The following is a 21,024-nucleotide window of genomic DNA, read 5'->3' on the forward strand; positions in this document are numbered from 1 at the left end:
GTCGTCAGGATTTCAGCCGGACCTTATTCGGCGGAATGGACCATGTCGTCCGGGATCTCGGCGCCGGCATTCTCGCGGAACCAGCGGGCGGCGCCCGGGTGCCACTTCATGACGGTGTTCTTCTCCCAGTTCTCGGGCAGGGTCTCGCGGGCCGAGCCGTGGATGTTCTTCATGCGGTCGTTGTCCGACATGACGATGTCGGTCGCGGCATGGACGAAGCTTTCGGGCAGGTCGCAGCTGGCGATGGCGAAGTTCCACATGGCCACCGACTGCATGTCGCGATCCAGCGTGGAATAGGTGTCGGCGGGGATGCCGAACTCGGCCACCGGGAATTCCTCGATGATCTTGGCCTCTTCCTCGTCGGTGAAGTCGATGAAGTTCACCTCGGCCTGGACCTCGATCTGGCTGATCGCGGGGGTCGGGATGCCGACCGCGAAGGCCACCGCGTCCAGCAGCCCGTCCTGAAGCTGCCCGCCAAGATCGTCCCAGCCGCCGTTGCGGCGTTCGAAGTTCACCCCGAGCGATTCCAGCATGGCCGGGAAATACGTGTCCGAGGTCGAGCCTGCGGGACCGAAGCCGATGCGCGCGCCGTCCGGGATCGACTCGACAGACGTGATCCCCGAAGAGGCCAGCGCCGCCATCGAGAAGGGCGTCTGGTACATCGGGAACATCGCGCAGGCATTGGTCATCTGCAGGCCCGGCGCGATCGGGTTCGTGCCTTCCAGCGATTCACGCGCGGGGCCCATAGTGGTCATGCCGAAGGCCGCGTCGCCCGTGTGGACCAGCGCCATGTTCTGCATCGGGCCGCCGGTCACCTCGCCGCCGCCGGAAATGCCCAGCTCCTCGCCCACGAGGTTCGCCCAGCCCGAGCCATAGACGAAATAGGTCCCGCCCTGCGATGCCGTGCCGACCGTGAAGCTCTCGGGCCAGTCGGTCCGGTCCAGATCGGCATATTTCTCGTTCTGCGCGGATGCGCCGGTGGCCGCGAGCATCAGCACGGCGACAAGTGCGGTGGTGTTCTTCATGGTCATCCTCCCCGTGGGCAAGGCTTGAGTGCTGCCCTTGGGCGCAAGGAAACGACATGCGCGACAGGATTTCCACAGTTTTCTTTCGTGTTCCGGCAGGTTTGCAGCGAATGCAGTGCCGGAACGCCGCGTCGGATCAGTCCAGCGGAAGGGGCGGGGTCGGGCCGGAATGTTCCAAGTGCCAGACCGCCGACCAGTCCACGCCGTGCCTGTCCAGCACCAGGAAGTTCCGCTCGGCGGCATAGCGGTGGCGCTGGCCGGGCAGGGTGCGGATCGCGATGGGGTGGCGCGGCAGGGGATCCTCGCCCAGCCAGGACAGCATCCCAAGGAAACGCGCCCAGGCCTTGGGCGGGGCGCGATGCGAGATCCCCGAGGCGACCAGCTGATGCATCGCGTGACCGTCCGACAGCCGCATGACCGCGCGGGTCGCCAGGTGGATCTCGCCCGAGAGGGTGGTGAGGCGGTGGCCGGGGGCCTCGGCCATGTCGCGGACCAGCCCCAGCATGCGCCGCCATTCGTCGCGATGCGCGCGGCTCTGCCATTGGTCGCGCAGGTCGTCCTCGTATTTCTGCATGCTGGGGATGGCCAGCATGACGGTCTCCAGGATCGACATGCGCGGACCCAGCAGCGGCACGCTGGACATCAGCATCGTGTGCCCGCCCGCCGTCGCGCGGGCCTGATCCTGCATCATGGTCCAGCCGCCCGGACCCATGATCCGGCGGCGCGTGCGTTCGCCGCGCAGGTCCGGCGCCAGGATGCGCAGGTCGCCCGCAGCGACCGACCAGCCCAGATGCGCGCCCGCCGGATCGGCAAAGCGCGCGGGCAGGTCGCCCTCGGTCGTGGCGTGCTGGAACAGCAGGAACGCCTCTCGGGCGGCATGGAACAGCGTCTGCCCGATGTCCGAGCGGGTGCGTTCGGTCCGCAGCGAGCCCCAGCCGTCGCAGATGTCGTGGTCGTCCCATTGCATCAACGAGGGCACGCGCGCCGACAGCCATGCCAGTTCCGGCGCGGCATAGAGCGCGGCATAGCGGTCAAAGAAACGTTCGCGCAGGTGGCGGTGCAGATCGGCAAGCTGTTCGGCGGTGGGATCGGCGGGCAGGCGGTCGGGCCAGTCCTCGGTCAGCGGATGGCCCTGCGTGACCTCGTCGGCATAGACCTGATCGCCGCCATGCAGCATCAGCGCGAAGGGCGCGCGGCGATGTTCGTCGCGCAGGCGCGACCACATCACGTTGCGCTCGGACCCCTCGCGGTCCATGTCGCCGACCTCTTCGCCGTTGCACGACACATAGGCCAGGCGCAGGTCGCCGGTCATGTCGCCCGCGACCTCGTATTCCCGACCGTCCCAGCCATAGGTGGACGCGCGATCCGCAGGCAGCGCGAAGCGCGCGCGCCAGACCGAGGCGCGGTCGAAATCCGCGATGCGCTCGGGCTGGGCCGTCCCTTCGGCCAGGGTCAGCGGACCGGGGACATCGCCTGCGGGCATGATGAACATGGCCGCCAGCCGCATCGTTGACCCCGAGATGTCATCGAGCAGCAGGATCGGACCGACGGGCTGGAATGGATCGTTTGCCATTCCCGTGGGTTACGATGCCCGCACGGCCCCCGCAATTCGCAAATGGGGCCGTCGCGGCGACGTGATCCCCTAGCGCAGGGTCAGCCCGCCGATCGCGGCGCGGATGCGGCTGTCGGTGTCGTCGCTGTCGCCCGACACGGCCAGCCCGATCAGCGCGCCCTTGCTGCCCCCGAAGGCGCGCGCGTAATCGCCCGCCAGGTCGACATTCTCGGAATGCGAACCGGTGCCAGCCTGGCGCAGCGGGATCGTCACGCCCTGTCCGCGCGGCCCGTAGGGCGAGGGCAGCACCTGCCCCCGACCGTGATTGCCGCCCCAGGCGTATTGGATGATCCGCACCTCGGAATTGCCCAGCAGGCTGCGGATGTTCGCGTTAGCCAGCCCCGGCGCCGAGGCTTCGGGCACGAAGACGAAATAGATCGACAGGTTCCGGTCGTCACCGCCCTTGCGCGACAGGTCGGTCGCGGGCACGGATTCCTCGACCGTCCAGTTCCAGGATGCGGCATCCGCACCCCAATCGCCCTGTCCGACCCGCGTCCACGCGATCGAGACCGACCCCTCGGACTGCATCGAAAGGCTGGACCCGAAGCGATAGTCGTTCGTGCTGAACAGCGACAGGCGCTGTTCCTGCCAGCCGCTGGCAAAGCTGATCGGCCCGGCCATTGCCGCGCCGCCAAGCGCCATGAAGGTGGCTGCCGTGATCGCAAGACGCATCGGAATTCTCCTTGTGGTAACCGTGCTTCGTGGCCGATACGCGCGCGGGGGGCGGAACGTGACAGCCGCTCACGCGGATGTGAGCGTCAGACCTCGACCACCTTGCCAGGGTTCATGATGTTCAGGGGGTCGATGCTGCGCTTGATCTGCGCCATCAGGTCCCAGCCCTCGCCGTGTTCGGCGCGCATATAGGCGGTCTTGCCGGACCCCACGCCATGTTCGCCCGTCACCGTCCCGCCCAGCTCCAGCGCGATCATGTTCACCGCGCCCGCAAGCGTTCTTGCGCGCGCCATGTCGTCGGGATCGTCGGGGTCGATCAGGATCGCAAGGTGGAAATTCCCGTCGCCCACATGCCCCACCAGCGGCGCGACCAGCCCGGATTCCGCGATCAGCACCTTGGTCCGCGCGATGCATTCCGCCAGCGCCGAGATGGGCACGCAGCAATCGGTCAGCACCGCCGAACAGCCGGGCCGCAGCGCCTTGGCTGCGAAATAGGCGTTGTGCCGCGCCTCCCACAGGCGGGTGCGGTCCTCGGTCCGGCTGGCGCTGCGGAAACCGCTGACGCCGAATTCGCCCGCGATGTCGCCGAAGGTCGCGACCTGTTCCTCGACGCCCGCCTCGGTCCCGTGGAATTCCAGGAACAGGTGCGGCTTCTCGGGCAGGTCCAGGTCGGGGTTGAAGATGTTCATGCCGCGCATCTGCATCTCGTCCAGCAACTCGATCCGGGCCATGGGCAGGCCGCTCTGGATGGCGAGGATGACAGTATCGACCGCGTCCTCGACCGTCTCGAAGGCGCAGGTGGCGGCCATGATGCGTTCGGGCGATCCGTGCAGCCGGACCGTCAGTTCGGTGATGATCCCGAGGGTGCCTTCCGAGCCGACGAACAGATGCGTCAGGTCGTACCCCGCCGAGGATTTGCGCGCGCGGCTGCCCGTCCGGATCACGCGCCCGTCGGGCAGCACGACCGTCAGTGCCATCACGTTTTCCCGCATCGTGCCATAGCGCACGGCATTCGTCCCCGAGGCCCGCGTCGCCGCCATGCCGCCGAGGGTGGCGTCGGCGCCGGGATCGACGGTGAACATCAGCCCCGTGGCGCGCAGTTCGGCGTTCAGCTGCGTCCGCGTGACGCCCGGCTGCACCACCGCGTCCAGATCGCGGTCGTTGACGGCCAGGACGCGGTTCATGCGGCTGGTATCGACGCTGATCCCGCCCTTCAGCGGCACGACATGCCCCTCCAGCGACGAGCCGATGCCGAAGGGCACGACCGGGCAACGATGCTCCGAACAGATCCGCATGATCGCCGCGACCTCCTCGGTGCTGTCGGGAAAGGCCACGGCGTCCGGCAGGTGCGGCGTCGCATAGGCCGCGTCCCGCCCGTGCAGGTCGCGGATCGACGGCCCGGTCGCAAGCCTGTCGCCCAGAAGGTCGCGCAGCCTTGCGATAGCCTGTTCATGGTTCGGTGTCGCGGTGGTCATGCTGCGCTCCTCTGGCCTGTGGGGCCATGTGTGGGATGTCGCGCGACGGGGTGCAAGGCCGGGGTTGTCGCGTTGATCACGCCAGGACCGGCAATGCGCGCAGGCGTTCGGTCGCGAGATCGATGAAGCTGCGGACCTTCGCGGGGGCGCGGCGGCCCTCGGGATGGACCAGGTGAATGGGCAGCGGCTCGGGTTCGTGGTCGGTCAGCACGGCGCATAACCGGCCCGCCTGAAGGTCGGGGCCGACCTGATAGGACAGCACCCGCGTCAGTCCCCAGCCCTGGCGGGCGACCTCGATCGCGGCGGCGACGCTGCTGAGACGCAGGCGCGGCCTCATCCGTATCACCTGCGCGCGGTCCCCGCCGAAGCGCCATTCGACCAGCGGGCTGACGGGGGCCGCCGCGGCGATCCTGTGCCGCGCCAGATCCTCGGGGGTGCGGGGCGTCCCGTGCCGCGCAAGATAGCCGGGCGAGGCGCAGACCACCCGGCGCACGCTGCCCACGCGGATCGCGACCAGCCCCGACGAGGGCAGCGGCCCGATCCTGACCGCGACGTCGAAGCCTTCCTCGACCATGTTCACGACCCGGTCCACCATCACGACATCGGCGGAAACCTCGGGGTGGGTGTCCAGGAACTCGGTCAGGATGGGGGTGACGTAGATGCGCCCGAACTCGTTCGAGCAGGTCAGCCGCAATTCCCCCTTGGGCCGCAGCGCCGCGCCCGAGGCCGCATCATCCGCCGCCTGAAGCTGGGTCAGGACGTGGCGCGCATCCTCGAGATAGGTCTTGCCGACCTCGGTCAGGCGGACGCGGCGGGTGGTGCGGGTGAACAGCCGCGCGCCCAGACGCGTCTCCAGCGCGTTGACCCCGCGCGTGGCGGATGGCGCGCTGATGCCGACGCGCCGCGCGCCTTCGGCGAAGCTTTCGGATTCGGCCACGGCGATGAAGATCTCGAGGGTCTGGAGCCGGTCCATTCATGTCGTCCGGTGAAATTATGCCTTTTGTGAAGGGTATATTCATTCGCCCTGCGCGGCAAATTAACTTTGGGGCCAGACGACGCGCCGCCCGACCGGACTGCAGGGACTCGGCGGCCATCCCCCTGACGCTGGAACGCCCCGTCACGCAAGGAGAGAGACCGATGACCGCGATCACCCTGTATCGCCACCCGAAATCCGGCCATTGCCACCGGGTCGAACTGATGATGGCCCTGCTGGGCCTCCCCTACCGCACCGTCGATCTGGACATGGCGAACGGTGCGCACAAGGCGCCCGATTTCCTGCGGATCAGCCCCTTCGGCCTGGTCCCTGCCATCGACGATGACGGCTTCACACTGGCCGACAGCAACGCGATCCTCGTCTATCTGGTGGGCTCCCACGCGCCCGATGCGGGCTGGATCCCTGCCGACCCCAAGGACGCCGCCGAGGTGCAGCGCTGGCTGAGCATCGCTGCCGACGACATCTATGCCGGACCCTGCGCCGCGCGTTTGGTCAAGGTCTTCGGCACGGATCACGACCATGCCGCCGCCGTCGCCCGCGCACACCGCCTGCTGTCGGTGATGGAGGCGCATTTGGCGGGTCGCGACTGGCTGGCCGCGGATCGCGTCACCATCGCGGATGTCGCGGGCTACAGCTATGTCGCCCATGCCCCCGAGGGTGGGGTGGACCTGTCGCCCTATGCCCGGGTCCGCGCGTGGATCGACCGGATCGAGTCCCTGCCGGGCTTTGTCGGCATGGCGCGGTCGCCCATCCCCCAGCTGGCCTGAGGCCCCGATGACCCATCCCAACCCCTTTCACGAAGCCGAGCGTGCGGCCCAGATGCGGGCGGGCGTGGGCGACGTGTCGCGGTGGGCGGGCGGCTTCGTCCGCGACCACCTGCCGGATCAGCATCGCAGGTTCCACGCGGGCCTGCCCTTCATGGTTCTGGCGGGCGCCGACCCCTCGGGGCATGTCTGGGTGACCCTGGTCGAGGGCGAGGAGGGCTTCGTCACCTCGCCCGATCCGCAGCATCTGGCGTTTCGCGCCGATGTTCCGGACGACGATCCACTGGCGCAGCGCTTCTCGCAGGGGGGCGATGTGGGCGCGGTGGGGATCGACCTTGCGACGCGGCGGCGCAACCGGTTCTCGGGGCGGCTGCGCCCCGTGCCGGACGGCTTCGTGATCCGCGTCGTGCAGACCTTCGGGAATTGCCCGCAGTACATCCACGAGCGCAGCCTTGCCCGCGTTCCGTCATCCCCCGGACCCGTGCGCCGATCGGACGCGCTGGACGACGACCAGATCGCGCGGATCCACGCGGCGGATACGCTGTTCATCGGGTCCGGTCAGCACGAGGGCGCGGGCGCGGCCTCGGACGGGTACGACGCCTCTCATCGGGGCGGAGCGCCCGGCTTCGTGCGGGTCGAGGGGCGGAACCGGCTGCTGATCCCCGATTACATGGGCAACAATTTCTTCAACACCATCGGCAATATCATGGCCGATCCCCGCGTGGGGCTGGTCTTCGTCGATTTCGCGACCGGCGGGCTGCTGCATCTTCGCGGGCGGGCCAGCGTGGACTGGTCGCCCGACAACGCGCATGATCCCGATGCCTGGCGCATGATCCGGGTCGAGGTCGAGGCCGTGATCGACCGGCCCGCCGCGCTGTCGCTGCGCTGGTCGCGGACTGATGGCGGGGCGCGCAAGCTGCGGGTGGTGCGCAAGACGGTCGAGTCCGCCTCCATCACCTCGTTTCATCTGGCATCGCTGGACGGGCGGCCTCTGCCGCGGTTTCGCGCGGGGCAGCATCTGCCGATCACGGTCCAGGTGCCGGGGCAGGCTGGGACCAGCAGCCGCAGCTATTCCCTGTCGGGCGATCCGCAGGGGGGCGAGTACCGCATCTCCGTCAAGCGCGAGGATCGGGGCCTCGTCTCGCGCCATCTGCATGACGCGCTGCCCAAAGGTGGCATCATCGAGGCGGGCGAGCCCTCGGGCGATTTCGTGCTGCCCGAGGGGCGCGGGCCGGTCGTCCTGATCGGCGCGGGGGTCGGGCTGACGCCGATTCTGTCGGCGCTGCATGCGCTGGCGGGGACGGGCCGCAGGACCTGGTATCTGCACGCGGCCCGCAGCGGGCGCGATCACGCGATGCGGGACGAGGTCGCGGCCCTTGTCGCGGCCCATCCGAACCTGCGCCAGCGCGTGTTCTACAGCAGGCCCGAGCCCTGCGACCGGATCGGGCGCGATCATCACGAGACGGGCCGGATCACCGCCGGGCATGTGCTGGCACTGGGTGCCGGACCCGATGCGGATTACATGATCTGCGGGCCGGCGGGCTTCATCGCGGATCTGCGGAACGGGCTGGAGGACGCAGGCATCCCGCCCGACCGCATCCTGTTCGAGACCTTCGGACCGGGGGCCTGACGGCTAGCCCGGCTCGAAGCAATGGGGCAGCAGGCGGGCGACTTTCTGCAGGTCGGCCAGCACGCCGCGAAGATGGGTGCGGATCGCTGCCTCGGCGGCGGTCGCGTCGCCTGCGGCGATGGCCTCGACGATGGCTTCGTGCTGGTCGATCAGGTGATCGGTCGGAAATTCTTCGGCGGTCAGGTGGCGCACGCGGTCCATCTGCATCTTGATCTGCTGGATATGCGCCCAGACCCCGCCACGGCCCGCAGCCGCCGCCAGCGCCTGGTGAAAGCGTTCGTCCAGCGCGAAGAAGCCCGCACCGCCCTTCGCGCGGCGCTGTTCCGCGATCAGGCCCCGCAGATGCGCGACGGCGGCGGCATCGGCGCGGTCTGCTGCGATGCGCGCGATATCGGCCTCGACCGCCTCGCGGACGAACTGGCCCTGTGTCACGTCGTTCATGTCGATCTTGCACACGAAGGTGCCGCGCTGCGGGCGGATCTCGACCAGGTTCTCGGCTGCCAGCTTGATGAAGGTCTCGCGCACGGGTTGGCGCGACAGGCCATAGGCGGCGGCGATCTCCTGTTCGGACAGCCGCGTTCCGGGTTGCAGCCTGCCGCTGACGATGCGGTTGCGCAGATCGGCGATCAGCTGGACGCCAAGCGGCGCGGTGGCTTCGATTGTGGCAAGCGTATCCATGCCAAGCGTTCTACTCCGCCACACGGCCCCTGCCAAGTTGATATACTACCATACTTGTAATCAGAGGGGGCCCGCGCTAGGCATGAAGGGGGACAAGGGAGGAATCATGCGGCAGACATGGCGCTGGTTCGGCCCCCGTGACGGGGTCGGCATCGAGGACATGCTTCAGGCAGGGGTCGAGGGGGTCGTCTCGGCGCTGCACCACGTGCCGACCGGCGCGGTCTGGACACCCGAGGAAATCGCGCGCCGCCAGGCCGAGATCGCGACGCGACCCGACGGGACGCCCTCGGGTCTTGCCTGGGAGGTCGTCGAGAGCCTGCCCGTATCCGAGGACATCAAGCGGCAGTCGGGCGAGTGGCGCACCCATGTCGCGGCCTATCGCGACAGCCTTGCGAACCTTGCGGCGGCGGGGATCCGGACGGTCTGCTACAACTTCATGCCGGTGCTGGACTGGACGCGGACCGATCTTGCCTGGCGCGTCGGACATGGCGGGACGGCCATGCGCTTCGACCTGATCGACTTTGCCGCCTTCGACATCCACATCCTGCAGCGCGAAGGAGCTGCGGACTCGTTCCCCGAGGGCGTCGCGGATCAGGCCGCCCGCCGGTTCGCCGCCATGGACGATGCCCGCCGAGAGGGGCTGTCGCGCAACGTGGTCTTTGGCCTTCCGGGCGCGGCCGAGAATTTCAGCCTGTCCGATGTGCGCGATCACCTTGCGGAATACGCGACCATCCCGACCGAGCGTCTGCGCGCCAACCTGATCGACTTCCTGTCGCAGATCGCCCCCGAGGCCGAGCGGCTGGGCATCCGCCTGTGCTGTCACCCGGACGATCCGCCCTTCCCGCTGCTGGGCCTGCCGCGGATCATGTCGACCGAGGCCGATTACCAGGCCATCCTCGACGCGGTCGATCTGCGCGCGAACGGCGTGACGCTGTGTTCCGGATCGCTTGGGGCGCGGGCGGATAACGATCTGCCGGGGATGATGCGCCGCCTGGGCGATCGCGTGCATTTCCTGCACCTGCGCAATGTCACCCGAGAGGAAGAGGCCACGCCCTGTTCCTTCCACGAGGCCGAGCATCTGGGCGGCGGCACCGACATGGTCGCCCTGATCCACGCCGTGCTGGCCGAGGAGGCCGGGCGTCGCGCTGCTGGGCGCGACGATGCGTCGATCCCCTTCCGCCCCGATCACGGGCAGGACATCCTGGACGATCTGCGCCGCAACGCGCAGCCCGGTTATCCGGCAATCGGACGGCTGAAGGGGCTGGCCGAGCTGCGCGGGATCATGACCGCGCTGTCCCATCCGCTGGTTGCGTCATGACGGGGATCGCGGGCGCAGAAGGCTTCGCCTCGCGGCTGATCCCCGCCTGGCTGGCCGTCGCGCTGCCGCAGGGCGACGGTCCCGCGCCGGTGATCGAGGCGCTTGGCGATGACGGCCCCCGCACCACGCTGGCGCAATGCCGCACGGTCTTTGCGCTGGCGCATCTGGCGCGCGTGGCCGACCGCCGCGATCTGCTGGACGCGGCGCATCGCATCCACGGTTTCGTGTCGTTGCACCTGCGCGGCGCGGATTGGGGGCACCGTTTCTCGGACGGGCAGGGGTCGGATGCCTGCCTGCGCCGCAGCTATGATCAAAGCTTCGCGCTGCTGTCCGTCGCGGCGCTGATGCGCGCGGGGTCGGACCGCGTCGGCGCGCGCGACCTGCACCGCATCTGGGATTTCATCGAGACCAGGCTGATCGAACCCGCGACCGGCGCCCTGTGGCAGGACGAGCGCGGCCCAGACAGCCCCGACACCCGCAGCCAGAACCCGCAGATGCACATGCTCGAGGCCGTGCTCGAGGCGCATGCCGCGACCGGCGATCCCGTCTGGCTGGCCCGCGCCGAAGGTCTTGCGGCGGTCGGCCTGCGCCATTTCGTCGATCCCGCGACGGGTGCCGTACGCGAGTTCACGGGCCCTGACCTGCAACCGACCGACGACGCCAGCGGAGCCCGACGAGAGCCGGGCCACCAGTACGAATGGGCGTGGCTGCTGCACTGCCTGGCCGACGCGACGGGGCGCGACGACCTGCGCAAGGCCGCGGCCCGCATGACCGAATTCGCGGAAACGCACGGCCTGCGCCGGGGCGGCCCGCTGGACGGCGCGCCCTTCGAGGCGGTGGACGCCACGGGGCGTCCGACCCTGCCCGAGCACCTTCTGTGGCCGCTGACCGAGGCGGGCAAGCTGCATGCGCGGCTTGGCCATGCTGACCGGACCACCCGCATCGCGGACATCATCTTCGGCGCCTATTTCGCGCCGGATCACGAACCCCGCTGGATCAACCGGCTGGATGCCGAGGGTCGCACCACGTGGGATGCCGCATTGACGCGGCTTCTCTATCACGTGGCGATCTTCGTGACCGAAGGGCATCGCGCGGGCTGCTGGAGGATCGGCCCCGCGACCGCATGATGCGTCGCAACGACGACATGACCGAACAACAAGGAGGAGACACCATGACCCATCTGACCAAGGCGACCGCCGCCGCCATTCTTGCGCTGGCCGTATCGCCGGCAATGGCGCAGGACTTCAAGCTGGCGCTGTCCACGTCCCAGCCCACCACGGACCCGATGGTCATCGCCATGGAGGAGGCGAAGACGAAGATCGAGGACCGCAGCGAGGGCCGGATCGGGGTCACCATCTATCCCAGCTCTCAGCTGGGCGAGGATAACGACGTGCTGGAACAGATCCGCGGCGGCGCGCCCATTGCCGTTCTGGTCGATGCGGGCCGCCTGTCGGCCTTCAAGCGCGAGATGGGCATCCTGGCCGCCCCCTATCTGGTCGAGGATTACACCGGCTATGCGGCGATCACCTCGTCGCCGGTCTTCCAGGGCTGGGCGGACGAGCTGGCCGAAAGCTCGGGCCTGCGGCTGATGAACTACAACTGGTTCCAGGGCACGCGGCAGATGTTCACGAAGAAGCTGGTCGAGGGTCCGGAAGACCTGTCGGGCGTCCGCGTGCGCACCATCGACGCCCCCGGCTGGGTCGCCACGGTCGAGGCGATGGGCGCGACGCCCGCGCCGATGGCCTGGTCCGAGGTCTATTCGGCGTTGCAGCTGGGCGCCATCGACGGCGCCGAGGCCCAGCTTACCGGGGCCTTCGGGATCAAGCTGCACGAGGTTTCGACCAACGTGGCCTTCACCAACCACATCCAGCTGTTCACCGGTCTCGTGACATCCGAGGACTGGTACCAGTCGCTGCCCGACGACCTGCGCACGATTCTGGACGAGGAACTGATGGCCGCGGGCGACATGGCGACCGAAGGCACCGTCGCGCGGCTGGCGCAGGTCCAGTCCGACATGGAGGCCGCGGGCGTCAGCTTCAACGAGCTGGACACCGCCCCCTTCCGCGAGGCGACCGCTGCCGTCTACGAGACGCTGGACCTGGTCGAGGCGCGCGAGGCGCTGCAGCCCTATCTGAACCAGTGACACGGGTGCCTGCCTCCGGCCGGACCGGGGGCGGGCCCATGACGGAAATGGGGGACGCCGTGACGTTCTGGAACATCTTCGACCGGGTCGAACGGCTGGCCGCGCTGCTGGCGCTGGTGGCCGTGGTCCTGTCGGTGCTGGTGGCGGGGATCGGGCGCAGCCTTGGCTGGCCCGTCGCCGCCGCGCCGCAATACGCGCAGCTGTCGCTGATCTGGGCCTGCATGCTGGGTGCCGACATCGCCGCCCGCCAGGGGCAGCACATCCGCGTCGGCGCGATCTTCGACATGCTGCCGCGCCCCGTTCGCGCGGCCCTCACCGCGCTGAGCCTTGCGCTGATCCTGCCCTTTCTCGGCTTCGTGGCCTGGCACGGCTGGTTCCTTGCGACCAACAACTGGGAACGGGAACTGGGTGCTTCGGGGCTGTCCTATGGCCTCGTGACGCTGGCGCTGCCGGTGGGCGCGGTGCTGTTGATCCTGTCCTTCACGCGCCGCCTGTGCGCCGAGGGACTGGCGGGGCTGTTCGACCACCTGGCAAACGAGGACGCCCCCTCGGACGCCCCGTCCGAATATGCGGCGAAGGAGGAAATCCTGTGATCTCGAGCCTCATCCTGATCCTTGCGCTGACGCTGATCGCCATCGGCATGCCCGTGGCCTTCGCCATCGGGATCGCGGGGACGTCCTATTTCCTGCTGCCTTCGACCTTCCTGCCCGACCAGACCTCGGTCCAGCGGATCGTGGCCGTCAGCCAGTCCTTCCCGCTGCTGGCCGTGCCGCTGTTCATCCTGCTGGGCAACCTGATGAACGGATCGGGCATCACCGAGCGGCTGATCCGGCTGTCCACCACGCTCGCGGGCTGGATGCGGGGCGGGCTGGCGCAATCCTCGATCCTGCTCAGCGCGCTGATGGGCGGCGTGTCGGGCTCGGCGGTGGCGGATGCCGCGATGCAGGCCCGCATCCTTGGCGTCCCCATGGTCGCGCGGGGGTATTCCCCCGGCTTCGCGGGGTCGCTTCTGGCCATCGGCGGGCTGATCACCGCGACCATCCCGCCCAGCCTGGGGCTGATCCTCTACGGCTATCTGGGCGAAGTGTCGATCGGGCGGCTGTTCATCGCGGGCATCGTGCCGGGCGTGCTGCTGACCATCGCGCTGATGCTGACCACCACCATCGTCGCGCGCAGGCGCGGCTATGTGCCCGAACGCGACCGCGCGCCCACCCTGTCCGAGGTCTGGCGCGATTTCATCCACGGGTTCTGGGCCGTGCTGTTCCCCGTCTGGCTGCTGGTCGGGATCCGCTTCGGCTTCTTCACCCCGTCCGAGGCCGGCGCCTTCGCCATCGCCTATACGCTGATCGTGGGGATGGGCATCTATCGCGAACTGACCCTGCGGCGCGTCTACGAGGCGTTCATGCAGACGCTCAGCGATATCGGGATGATCATGCTGATCATCCTGTTCTCGGGGGCCTTCGGCTATGTCATCACCTTCGAGCGCGTCCCCCAGGACATCGCGGAATTCGCGCTGACCGCGCTGACCGACCCGACGGTGCTGCTGTTCGTCGTCTCGGCCTTCCTGCTGGTGCTGGGCATGCTGATCGAGGCGACGGTCCTCGTGATGCTGCTGACGCCGATCCTGGTGCCGGTCGTGACGGCGGCGGGGATCGATCCGGTGCATTTCGGGCTGATCATGATGACGCTGGTGACCTTCGGGGGCATGACGCCGCCGGTCGGGGTGTCGATGTTCACGGTCTGCGGGATCCTGCGCTGTTCCTATCGCGACTATACGGTCGAGGCGCTGCCCTTCATCGCGGCGGTGCTGGGAACGGTCGTGCTGATGATCCTGTTCCCCGGCGTGGTGATGTTCCTGCCGAACTGGCTGATGTAGGCGGCGCGGGGCGTCAGGCGACCAGGACCCTGGTACCCCGCCCCGCGCATTCGCGCATGACCCGATCGGGCAGCGGGGCGGTGGTCACGACGATGTCGTGATCGGACAGCCGCCCGTGGCGACAGGCCAGGTCCAGCCCCATCTTGCCGCCATCGGCAACCAGGATGCGGGTCGCAGCGCAGCCCGCGATCGCGCGGCGGGCCATCACCTCGTCTATGTCATAGTCCAGCACCTCGCCCCCAGGGGTCAGGCCGCCGCAGCTGAAGATCGCGAAATCCATCCGGTAGCCTGCGAAGAACTCCAGCGCGGTCGCGCCCACCAGGTCCAGGTCGCGCATCCGCACGGTCCCGCCCGCCATGGCCACCGCGATGCCGGGGGCGTTCTGCAGCGCCGATACCGCGTGGATGCTGTTCGTCGCCACGAACAGATCGCGATGCCCGGCAAGAAAGCGCGCGCAATGCTCGACCGTGGTGCCGGTCCCAAGCGCCAGCCGCGCCCCGTCGGGGATCAGCCCCCTGACGACGGTGGCGATGCGCTGCTTGTCCTGCCATGCGATACCCACGCGCGGGTGATAGCCGATATTCTCGGTCCGGTTGCGCAGCTGCACGCGGCCATTGCGACGCTGCACCAACCCCGCCTGATCCAGGTCGCGCAGATCGGCGCGCACGGTCTGGACCGACACGCCCAGCCGGTCCGACAGCTCGGTCGCGGACAAGGGGCCGCCCTCGGACAGAAGCGCGACGATGACATCGCGCCTTTCGAGCAGATCGAGCCGTGACATGATTTTCCTTCGAAACCACCGCAGATTGCGCGAAGCCTAGGGTATCGGCGCAAGTGTCTGCAATATAATAAATTCTTCAAACTCGCGTCGTCGAACCGTCACATTGCGCGACCATAAGGCCCCTGTGCTTGGCTTTCGAACGAAAGCAAACCTCAGGAGAGCCCGATGAAGACCTTCCTCACCTCGACCGCCCTCGTGCTGCTGGCGGGCACCGCCATGGCGGATACGATCACGCTCTATACCTCGCAGCCGAACGCGGATGCGCAGCAGACCGTCGATGCCTTCATGGCCGCCAATCCCGGCACCGAGGTCGAATGGGTACGCGACGGCACCACCCAGCTGATGGCCCGCCTGCGCGCCGAGATCGAGGCCGGCAACCCCCAGCCCGACGTGCTGCTGATCGCCGATACCGTCACGCTTGAGGGCATGGCGCAGGAAGGTCTGCTGACCGCCTACCAGTCCCCCGAGGCCGAGAATTACGACGCCGCGCTGAATTCGCCCGAGGGGTATTACCACTCGACCAAGCTGATCACGACCGGCATCGTCTACAATACCGGCGTCGAGACCGCGCCCGAATCCTGGGCCGACCTGGCGCAGGACGGGCTGAAGGGGCAGGTCGCGATGCCGTCGCCGCTGTATTCCGGCGCCGCGCTGATCCACCTGGCGACGCTGACCGGCGATGACAGCCTGGGCTGGGACTATTACGAGACGCTGGCCGCGAACGAGGCCCGCGCGCAGGGCGGCAATGGCGGCACCTTCAAGGCCGTCGCCTCGGGCGAGAAGCCCTATGGCATGGTCGTGGACTTCCTTGCGATCCGCAACAAGGCCGAAGGCTCGCCGGTGGAATTCGTCTTCCCGAACGAGGGCGTGTCCTACGTGACCGAACCGGTGGCGATCATGTCCACGGCGAAGAACCTCGAAGGCGCGCAGAAATTCGTGGACTTCCTCATCAGCGAGGAAGGCCAGCAGCTGGTCCTGGACATGGGCTACATCCCCGCCCGCGAAGGCATGGGCGTGCCCGAGGGCTTTCCCGCCCGCGACCAGATCCGGCTGATGGATTTCGACCCCGCCGCCGCGCTGGAACAGGCCGAGGCCGACAAGGCGAAGTTCACCGAGCTGTTCGGCGCCGAGTGATGCAGGCTGCGATGCAGAAAGGGGGCAGCCGGTCCGAGCACCGGCTGCTCTCGGTCGTGCTGCTGATCGCGACCTTCGTGACGCTGGCGCCGGTCATGCGCCTGTTCGTCGAGGGGCTGACCGACCGCACGCGCCCCGGCCTCGGCCTTGCGGCGGATGTGCTGTCGCAGCCCGCGACGCTGGATGCGCTGCGCAATTCGCTGGTCACGGCGGGGCTGGGGACGGTGATCTCGGTCGTGCTGGGATCGGCCTTCGCCTTCATCGTGGCGCTGACCGATCTGCGCGCCAAGGCGGCGCTGGTCTTCTGCCTGATGATCCCGATGATGATCCCGCCGCAGATCACGGCGTTGTCCTGGATCCAGCTGATGGGGCCGTCCTCGGTGCTGCTGAAGACGCTCGGGATCGCGCCGCCACTGGGTTCGGCGCAGCCGCTCTATTCGCCGGGGGGGATCGTGCTGCTGCTGGGCATCCAGCACATGTCGATCGTGTTCCTGACCCTGCGCGCGGGCCTGCGCGCCATCCCGCAGGAGGTCGTCGAGGCCGCCCGCATCAGCGGCGCGCGCGGGCTTCGGACATGGTGGCAGGTCGTGATGCCCCTGACCCTGCCCAGCCTTGCGGCGGGCAGCGCGATCACCTTCGTCACCGCGCTCGGGAATTTCGGGATCCCCGCGATGCTGGGCATTCCCGCAGGCTATTCCACGCTGCCCACGCTGGTCTATCAGAAGCTGGCGGGCATGGGCACGGGCGTCCTGGCCGAGGTGTCGGTCCTGGCCATGCTGATCGGCACGGTCGCCATCGCGGGCATCCTGGCACAGCGCTTCTTCCAGACCCGCCAGCGCGTCCACCTGGTCGGATCGACCTCGCGCCCGCTGGCGATCCCGCTTGGCCGCGCCCGCCTGCCGGTCGAGATCGCGCTGTGGGCCGTGGTCGCGGCGATCCTCGTGCTGCCGATGTTCGGGCTGGTCGCGACCTCGCTGGTGCCGGCCTATGGCGTGCCGCTGCGGCTGGACACGATCACGCTGCAATCCTGGGCCGAGGTGCTGTTCAGCCAGCCCGTCACCCGCCGCGCCTTCGCCAATTCGCTTTGCCTCGCGCTTGGGGTCGCGCTGGTGCTGATGGCGATGTGCCTGCCGCTGGCATGGCTGATGTCGCGCAACCCGACGCGGCTGACGCGGCTGTTCGACAGCCTGCTGGACCTGCCCTATGCGCTGCCGGGGGTGGTGCTGGCCATCGCGATGATCCTGCTGCTGATCGACCTGCCGCTGACGGACGCGACGCTCTATGGCACGGTCTGGATCATCTTCCTGGCCTATCTGGCACGGTTCTTCGAGGTGATGTTCCGCCCCGTGCAGGCCAGCCTGAAGCAGCTGGACCCCGCCATGGCCGAGGCCGCGCAATCGGTGGGCGCGGGCCTGTCGCGCCGGATGCGCGACGTGGTCCTGCCGCTGACGGCGCCCGCCGCCGCCGCGGGGGCGATCCTGGTCTTCCTGACCGCGTTCAACGAACTGACCGTCTCGGCGCTTCTGTGGTCCTCGGGGACCGAGACGCTCGGGGTGGTGATCTTCAACCTCGAGGACAGCGGCGAGACCGCGATGGCCAGCGCGCTTGCCATGACCATCGTGCTGGTCGTCATGGTGCTGATGGGCCTGATCCAGCTGTTCTCGCGCCGCTTCCCGAAAGGAGTCGTCCCATGGCAGACATAGACCTGTCCTCTGTCGGCAAGGATTTCGCGGGCACGCCCGCCCTGCAGGACATCACCACCCGCTTCGATGACGGAGAGTTCATCGCCCTGCTGGGTCCGTCCGGCTGCGGCAAGACCACGCTGCTGCGCCTGCTGGCGGGGTTCGAGATGCCGGACCGTGGCCGCATCGCCATCGGCGGCTGCGACATGGCCGATGCGGGGCGGGGCGCGATGGTCCCCCCCGAGGATCGCAATATCGGCTTCGTCTTCCAGTCCTATGCCCTGTGGCCGCACATGTCGGTGCGCCGCAACGTGTCCTATCCGCTGGAGATACGCCGCCTGTCGCGCGATGCCATTGCCACCCGGACCGAGGCCGCGCTGCAGGCCACCGGCCTTGGCGATTATGCCGACCGGATGCCGTCGGACCTGTCGGGCGGCCAGCGCCAGCGGGTGGCCCTTGCGCGCTGCCTCGTGTCCGACCCGCAGGCCGTCCTGCTGGACGAGCCGCTGGCGAACCTGGACGTGGCGCTGCGCGCATCGATGCAGGCGGTCTTCACCGATTTCCACCGCCGCACCGGGGCCACGATGGTCTATGTCACCCATGACCAGTCCGAGGCGATGGCCATGGCCGACCGCATCGCGGTGATGGACCGGGGCCGGATCCGGCAGCTCGACACGCCGCAGAACCTGTACGAACGTCCCGCCAGCCGCTTCGTCGCGGAATTCGTCGGGCGCGGGACGGTGGTGCCCGTGCAGGCCCATGACGGCGCGGGCCGCGCCCGCATCCTGGGGGCCGAGGTGGCGGTGAACGCCGCCCCGCAATCGCGCTTTGTCGATCACGTCTGCCTGCGCCCCGAGAACCTTGCCATCTCCGAGACGGGCGACCTGCGCGCCAAGGTCGCGCGCGTCACCTATCTTGGCGGGAAATACCTGCTGGAAACCGTGCTGGATTGCGGCACCCGGCTGGTGACCGAGACCCGCGCCCGCTTCGATACGGGCGCGCAGCTTGGCCTGACCATCAACGCCCCCTGGGCCTTTGCCGAGGATTGAATGGACAGCGTGAAGATCCTTTCGGGCATGGGCGTGAAGGGCCCTGCCTGCATCAGGCTGGATGTCGGCGGGATGCGCCTGATCCTCGATTGCGGGACCGGCCCGGACGAGGGCGCGGAGTTCGACCCCGCCTGGCTGGCGGACGCGGATGCGGTGCTGATCACCCATGACCACGTGGACCATATCGGCGGCGCGCGTCACGCGGTCGCGGCGGGGCTGCCGATCCATGCGACGCGGCAGACGGCGGGGTTGCTGCCCGCGGGGGCGGATCTGCGCCTGCTGCCCGAACGCGGTGTCACGCGGATCGCCGGGGTCGATCTGACGACCGGTCGCAACGGGCATGCCGCGGGCGGCGTCTGGATGCATTTCGACATGGGCGAGGGGCTGTTCTATTCCGGCGACTGGTCCGAGGAATCCGACTGGTTCGCCTTCGATCCGCCCCCGCCTGCGGGGACGGCGATTCTCGACTGCTCCTATGGCGGTTTCGACGTGGCGCAATCGGATTGCATCGCGGACCTGGACGACCTGCTCGAGGTGCTGCCGGGGCAGGTACTGCTGCCGGTGCCGCCATCCGGCCGCGCGGCCGAGCTGGCCCTGCGGCTGATCCGCCGCCACGGACCGGGCAGCGTGATGGTCGACGACGCCTGCCTGCCGGCCATCGCGCAACTGCCCGAGGCGCGCGGACTGGCCTACGCCACCGAGGCACGCTTTCTTGTCTGCGACACGCCGAACGCCGAAGCCGGCGCGGCATGGCGGCATCTGCAAGCATGGCGCGATGCGGGCAGGCTGGGGCGGGACGCGCATGTCGTCTTCACCGGGCACATGAACGCCCATGCGCGCGCATTCTGCGACCGCCCCGGCGGGCATTTCCGCCGCTGGAACGTGCATCCGCCGCTGCGCGACCAGCGACGGATGCTGGAACGGCTGGCCGCGCGGCGCTTTGCCCCGGCCTTCTGCCCCGACCCCGAGATCTATCTGGCGCTGGACATGGGCGCGCAGGTCTTCATGCACCAGGAGGTGACGCCATGATCCCCGCCCGCAGCTTCTGCCTGATCCGCCACGGCGAAACGACCGCCAATGCAGGGGCGATCATCGCGGGCGCAACCGATGTGCCCCTGACGCCAAGGGGCCGCGATCAGGCCCGCGCCCTGGCAGGGCGCGAATGGCCATCGGGCATCGCGCTGTTCGCCAGCCCGATGTCGCGTGCCCGCGATACCGCGCTGCTGGCCTTTCCGGGGCGCGACCACCAGCCCGAACCCGATCTGCGCGAACGCGACTGGGGCATCTTCGAGGGACGCCCCGTCGCCGATCTGCCCCCGCGCGAAATCACGCCGCAGGGGGGCGAGGGCTGGGACGACGTGCTGGCCCGCGTGGACCGCGCGATCCGGCGGATCTGCGCGACCTCGGGCGATGCGCTGCCGGTGCTGGTCTGCCATTCGGGCGTGATCCGTGCCGCGCGCGTGCTGTGGACCACCGGCGATGCGGGCGACCGTCCGCCCAACGCCACGCCGATCCTGTTCAGCCCGGACGGCGACCGATTAAAGGAAGGAACGATATGACCGCCACCACCCCCTGCGTCGTCTTCGACGTGGACGGCACGCTTGCCGAATTCGACGCCGACCGCCTGGGCCATCTTGTCCACGGCACGACCAAGCACTGGGACGCCTTCCACCACGCGATGGCCGACGCCCCGCCCATCCCCGAGGTCGCCCGCCTGATGCGCAAGCTGAAGGAGGGGGGCGAGACGGTCGTCATCTGCTCGGGGCGGCCCCGCGGCTGGCAGGATCAGACGATCGCATGGCTGCGCAAGCACGACCTGCCCTTCGACGGGATCTATCTGCGCCCCGAGGATCAGGACGGCGCCAGCGACCCCGAGGTCAAGCGCCGCGCCCTAGCCGAGATGCGCGCCGACGGGCTGGCGCCCTGGCTGGTCGTGGACGACCGGCGGTCCGTCGTGGATGCCTGGCGGGCCGAGGGGCTGGTCTGCCTGCAATGCGCGCCGGGGGACTTCTAGGGCCGCGCGACGGGGGCGCGGACAGGCTGGGCGGGAAACCGCCCCGCCACCATGTCCTGCACGCGTCGAACCGCCCGTCCGACGCCGGTTTCCGCACGGAAACGCGCGGCAAGTTGACATAACTTGCACGCGACGTCTCGATTCTGCCCGCGAAGAATGCGATGCATCCAGATGATG

The 21,024-nt window shown here is 68.8% G+C and carries 20 protein-coding genes; 13 read left to right on the top strand and 7 right to left on the bottom strand.

Going from position 1 to position 21,024, the window contains the following annotated elements:
• Positions 1 to 23: 23 nt before the first annotated feature.
• The 5 genes from F804_RS0103085 to F804_RS0103105 form a co-directional block, all read right to left on the bottom strand.
• On the bottom strand, positions 24 to 1,025 hold the full coding sequence (locus tag F804_RS0103085; protein ID WP_028725553.1) for a TAXI family TRAP transporter solute-binding subunit: 1,002 nt from the start codon (positions 1,023 to 1,025) through the stop codon (positions 24 to 26).
• 136 nt (positions 1,026 to 1,161) lie between these two features.
• On the bottom strand, positions 1,162 to 2,598 hold the full coding sequence (locus F804_RS0103090) for an alkaline phosphatase D family protein (RefSeq protein ID WP_022706281.1): 1,437 nt from the start codon (positions 2,596 to 2,598) through the stop codon (positions 1,162 to 1,164).
• Between the two features lie 69 nt (positions 2,599 to 2,667).
• Positions 2,668 to 3,309 carry a DUF3047 domain-containing protein gene (locus F804_RS0103095; protein ID WP_022706282.1) on the bottom strand — a complete coding sequence of 214 codons (642 nt, stop codon included), beginning with the start codon at positions 3,307 to 3,309 and terminating at the stop codon, positions 2,668 to 2,670.
• Positions 3,310 to 3,395: 86 nt separating this feature from the next.
• Positions 3,396 to 4,784 (bottom strand): FAD-binding oxidoreductase, encoded by a 1,389-nt coding sequence (locus tag F804_RS0103100; RefSeq protein ID WP_022706283.1) that lies wholly within the window; start codon positions 4,782 to 4,784, stop codon positions 3,396 to 3,398.
• Between the two features lie 76 nt (positions 4,785 to 4,860).
• Positions 4,861 to 5,757, bottom strand: a complete 897-nt coding sequence (locus F804_RS0103105; RefSeq protein ID WP_022706284.1) for a LysR family transcriptional regulator — start codon at positions 5,755 to 5,757, stop codon at positions 4,861 to 4,863.
• 164 nt (positions 5,758 to 5,921) lie between these two features.
• Here F804_RS0103105 and F804_RS0103110 point away from each other — a divergent pair, with 164 nt between their 5' ends.
• Positions 5,922 to 6,545, top strand: a complete 624-nt coding sequence (locus tag F804_RS0103110; RefSeq protein WP_022706285.1) for a glutathione S-transferase family protein — start codon at positions 5,922 to 5,924, stop codon at positions 6,543 to 6,545.
• A 7-nt stretch (positions 6,546 to 6,552) separates the two neighbouring features.
• Positions 6,553 to 8,172: an FAD-binding oxidoreductase gene (locus F804_RS0103115; protein WP_022706286.1), complete on the top strand. Its 1,620-nt coding sequence runs from the start codon at positions 6,553 to 6,555 to the stop codon at positions 8,170 to 8,172.
• A gap of 3 nt (positions 8,173 to 8,175) precedes the next feature.
• On the opposite strand, the gene F804_RS0103120 is transcribed toward F804_RS0103115, so the two are convergent.
• Positions 8,176 to 8,850 (bottom strand): GntR family transcriptional regulator, encoded by a 675-nt coding sequence (locus F804_RS0103120; protein ID WP_022706287.1) that lies wholly within the window; start codon positions 8,848 to 8,850, stop codon positions 8,176 to 8,178.
• Between the two features lie 106 nt (positions 8,851 to 8,956).
• Between F804_RS0103120 and uxuA the strand changes: the two genes are divergently transcribed.
• The 5 genes from uxuA to F804_RS0103145 are packed head-to-tail and all read left to right on the top strand — an operon-like array spanning position 8,957 to position 14,187.
• Positions 8,957 to 10,168 (top strand): mannonate dehydratase, encoded by a 1,212-nt coding sequence (gene uxuA / locus F804_RS0103125; protein ID WP_022706288.1) that lies wholly within the window; start codon positions 8,957 to 8,959, stop codon positions 10,166 to 10,168.
• Complete coding sequence (locus F804_RS0103130; RefSeq protein ID WP_022706289.1) at positions 10,165 to 11,295, top strand: AGE family epimerase/isomerase; 1,131 nt, start codon at positions 10,165 to 10,167, stop codon at positions 11,293 to 11,295. Before uxuA ends, F804_RS0103130 begins: the two co-directional genes overlap by 4 nt.
• Positions 11,296 to 11,339: 44 nt before the next feature.
• Positions 11,340 to 12,311: a C4-dicarboxylate TRAP transporter substrate-binding protein gene (locus F804_RS0103135; protein ID WP_028725554.1), complete on the top strand. Its 972-nt coding sequence runs from the start codon at positions 11,340 to 11,342 to the stop codon at positions 12,309 to 12,311.
• A 47-nt stretch (positions 12,312 to 12,358) separates the two neighbouring features.
• Complete coding sequence (locus F804_RS15495) at positions 12,359 to 12,904, top strand: TRAP transporter small permease (protein WP_022706291.1); 546 nt, start codon at positions 12,359 to 12,361, stop codon at positions 12,902 to 12,904.
• Positions 12,901 to 14,187 carry a TRAP transporter large permease gene (locus F804_RS0103145; RefSeq protein WP_022706292.1) on the top strand — a complete coding sequence of 429 codons (1,287 nt, stop codon included), beginning with the start codon at positions 12,901 to 12,903 and terminating at the stop codon, positions 14,185 to 14,187. Before F804_RS15495 ends, F804_RS0103145 begins: the two co-directional genes overlap by 4 nt.
• 13 nt (positions 14,188 to 14,200) lie before the next feature.
• Here F804_RS0103145 and F804_RS0103150 read toward each other — a convergent pair whose 3' ends face one another.
• On the bottom strand, positions 14,201 to 14,968 hold the full coding sequence (locus F804_RS0103150; protein ID WP_022706293.1) for a DeoR/GlpR family DNA-binding transcription regulator: 768 nt from the start codon (positions 14,966 to 14,968) through the stop codon (positions 14,201 to 14,203).
• Positions 14,969 to 15,133: 165 nt separating this feature from the next.
• Here F804_RS0103150 and F804_RS0103155 point away from each other — a divergent pair, with 165 nt between their 5' ends.
• Genes F804_RS0103155 through F804_RS0103180 form a run of 6 tightly spaced genes read left to right on the top strand, consistent with a single transcriptional unit; the run spans position 15,134 to position 20,847 of the window.
• The gene (locus F804_RS0103155; RefSeq protein ID WP_022706294.1) at positions 15,134 to 16,102 is read left to right on the top strand and encodes an ABC transporter substrate-binding protein; all 969 of its coding nucleotides are present in this window, start codon (positions 15,134 to 15,136) and stop codon (positions 16,100 to 16,102) included.
• A complete protein-coding gene (locus tag F804_RS0103160) occupies positions 16,102 to 17,805 on the top strand; it encodes an ABC transporter permease (RefSeq protein WP_022706295.1) in 1,704 nt (567 codons plus the stop codon). Before F804_RS0103155 ends, F804_RS0103160 begins: the two co-directional genes overlap by 1 nt.
• Positions 17,793 to 18,833 carry an ABC transporter ATP-binding protein gene (locus F804_RS0103165; RefSeq protein WP_022706296.1) on the top strand — a complete coding sequence of 347 codons (1,041 nt, stop codon included), beginning with the start codon at positions 17,793 to 17,795 and terminating at the stop codon, positions 18,831 to 18,833. The genes F804_RS0103160 and F804_RS0103165 overlap by 13 nt, the downstream gene beginning before the upstream one ends.
• Positions 18,834 to 19,862 carry an MBL fold metallo-hydrolase gene (locus F804_RS0103170; RefSeq protein ID WP_022706297.1) on the top strand — a complete coding sequence of 343 codons (1,029 nt, stop codon included), beginning with the start codon at positions 18,834 to 18,836 and terminating at the stop codon, positions 19,860 to 19,862.
• Complete coding sequence (locus F804_RS0103175) at positions 19,859 to 20,392, top strand: histidine phosphatase family protein (RefSeq protein ID WP_022706298.1); 534 nt, start codon at positions 19,859 to 19,861, stop codon at positions 20,390 to 20,392. Before F804_RS0103170 ends, F804_RS0103175 begins: the two co-directional genes overlap by 4 nt.
• On the top strand, positions 20,389 to 20,847 hold the full coding sequence (locus F804_RS0103180) for a phosphatase domain-containing protein (RefSeq protein WP_022706299.1): 459 nt from the start codon (positions 20,389 to 20,391) through the stop codon (positions 20,845 to 20,847). Before F804_RS0103175 ends, F804_RS0103180 begins: the two co-directional genes overlap by 4 nt.
• Positions 20,848 to 21,024 lie beyond the last annotated feature (177 nt).

Origin of the sequence: Paracoccus zeaxanthinifaciens ATCC 21588, assembly GCF_000420145.1 — a bacterium.
In the GTDB taxonomy this organism is placed as follows: Bacteria; Pseudomonadota; Alphaproteobacteria; order Rhodobacterales; family Rhodobacteraceae; genus Paracoccus; species Paracoccus zeaxanthinifaciens.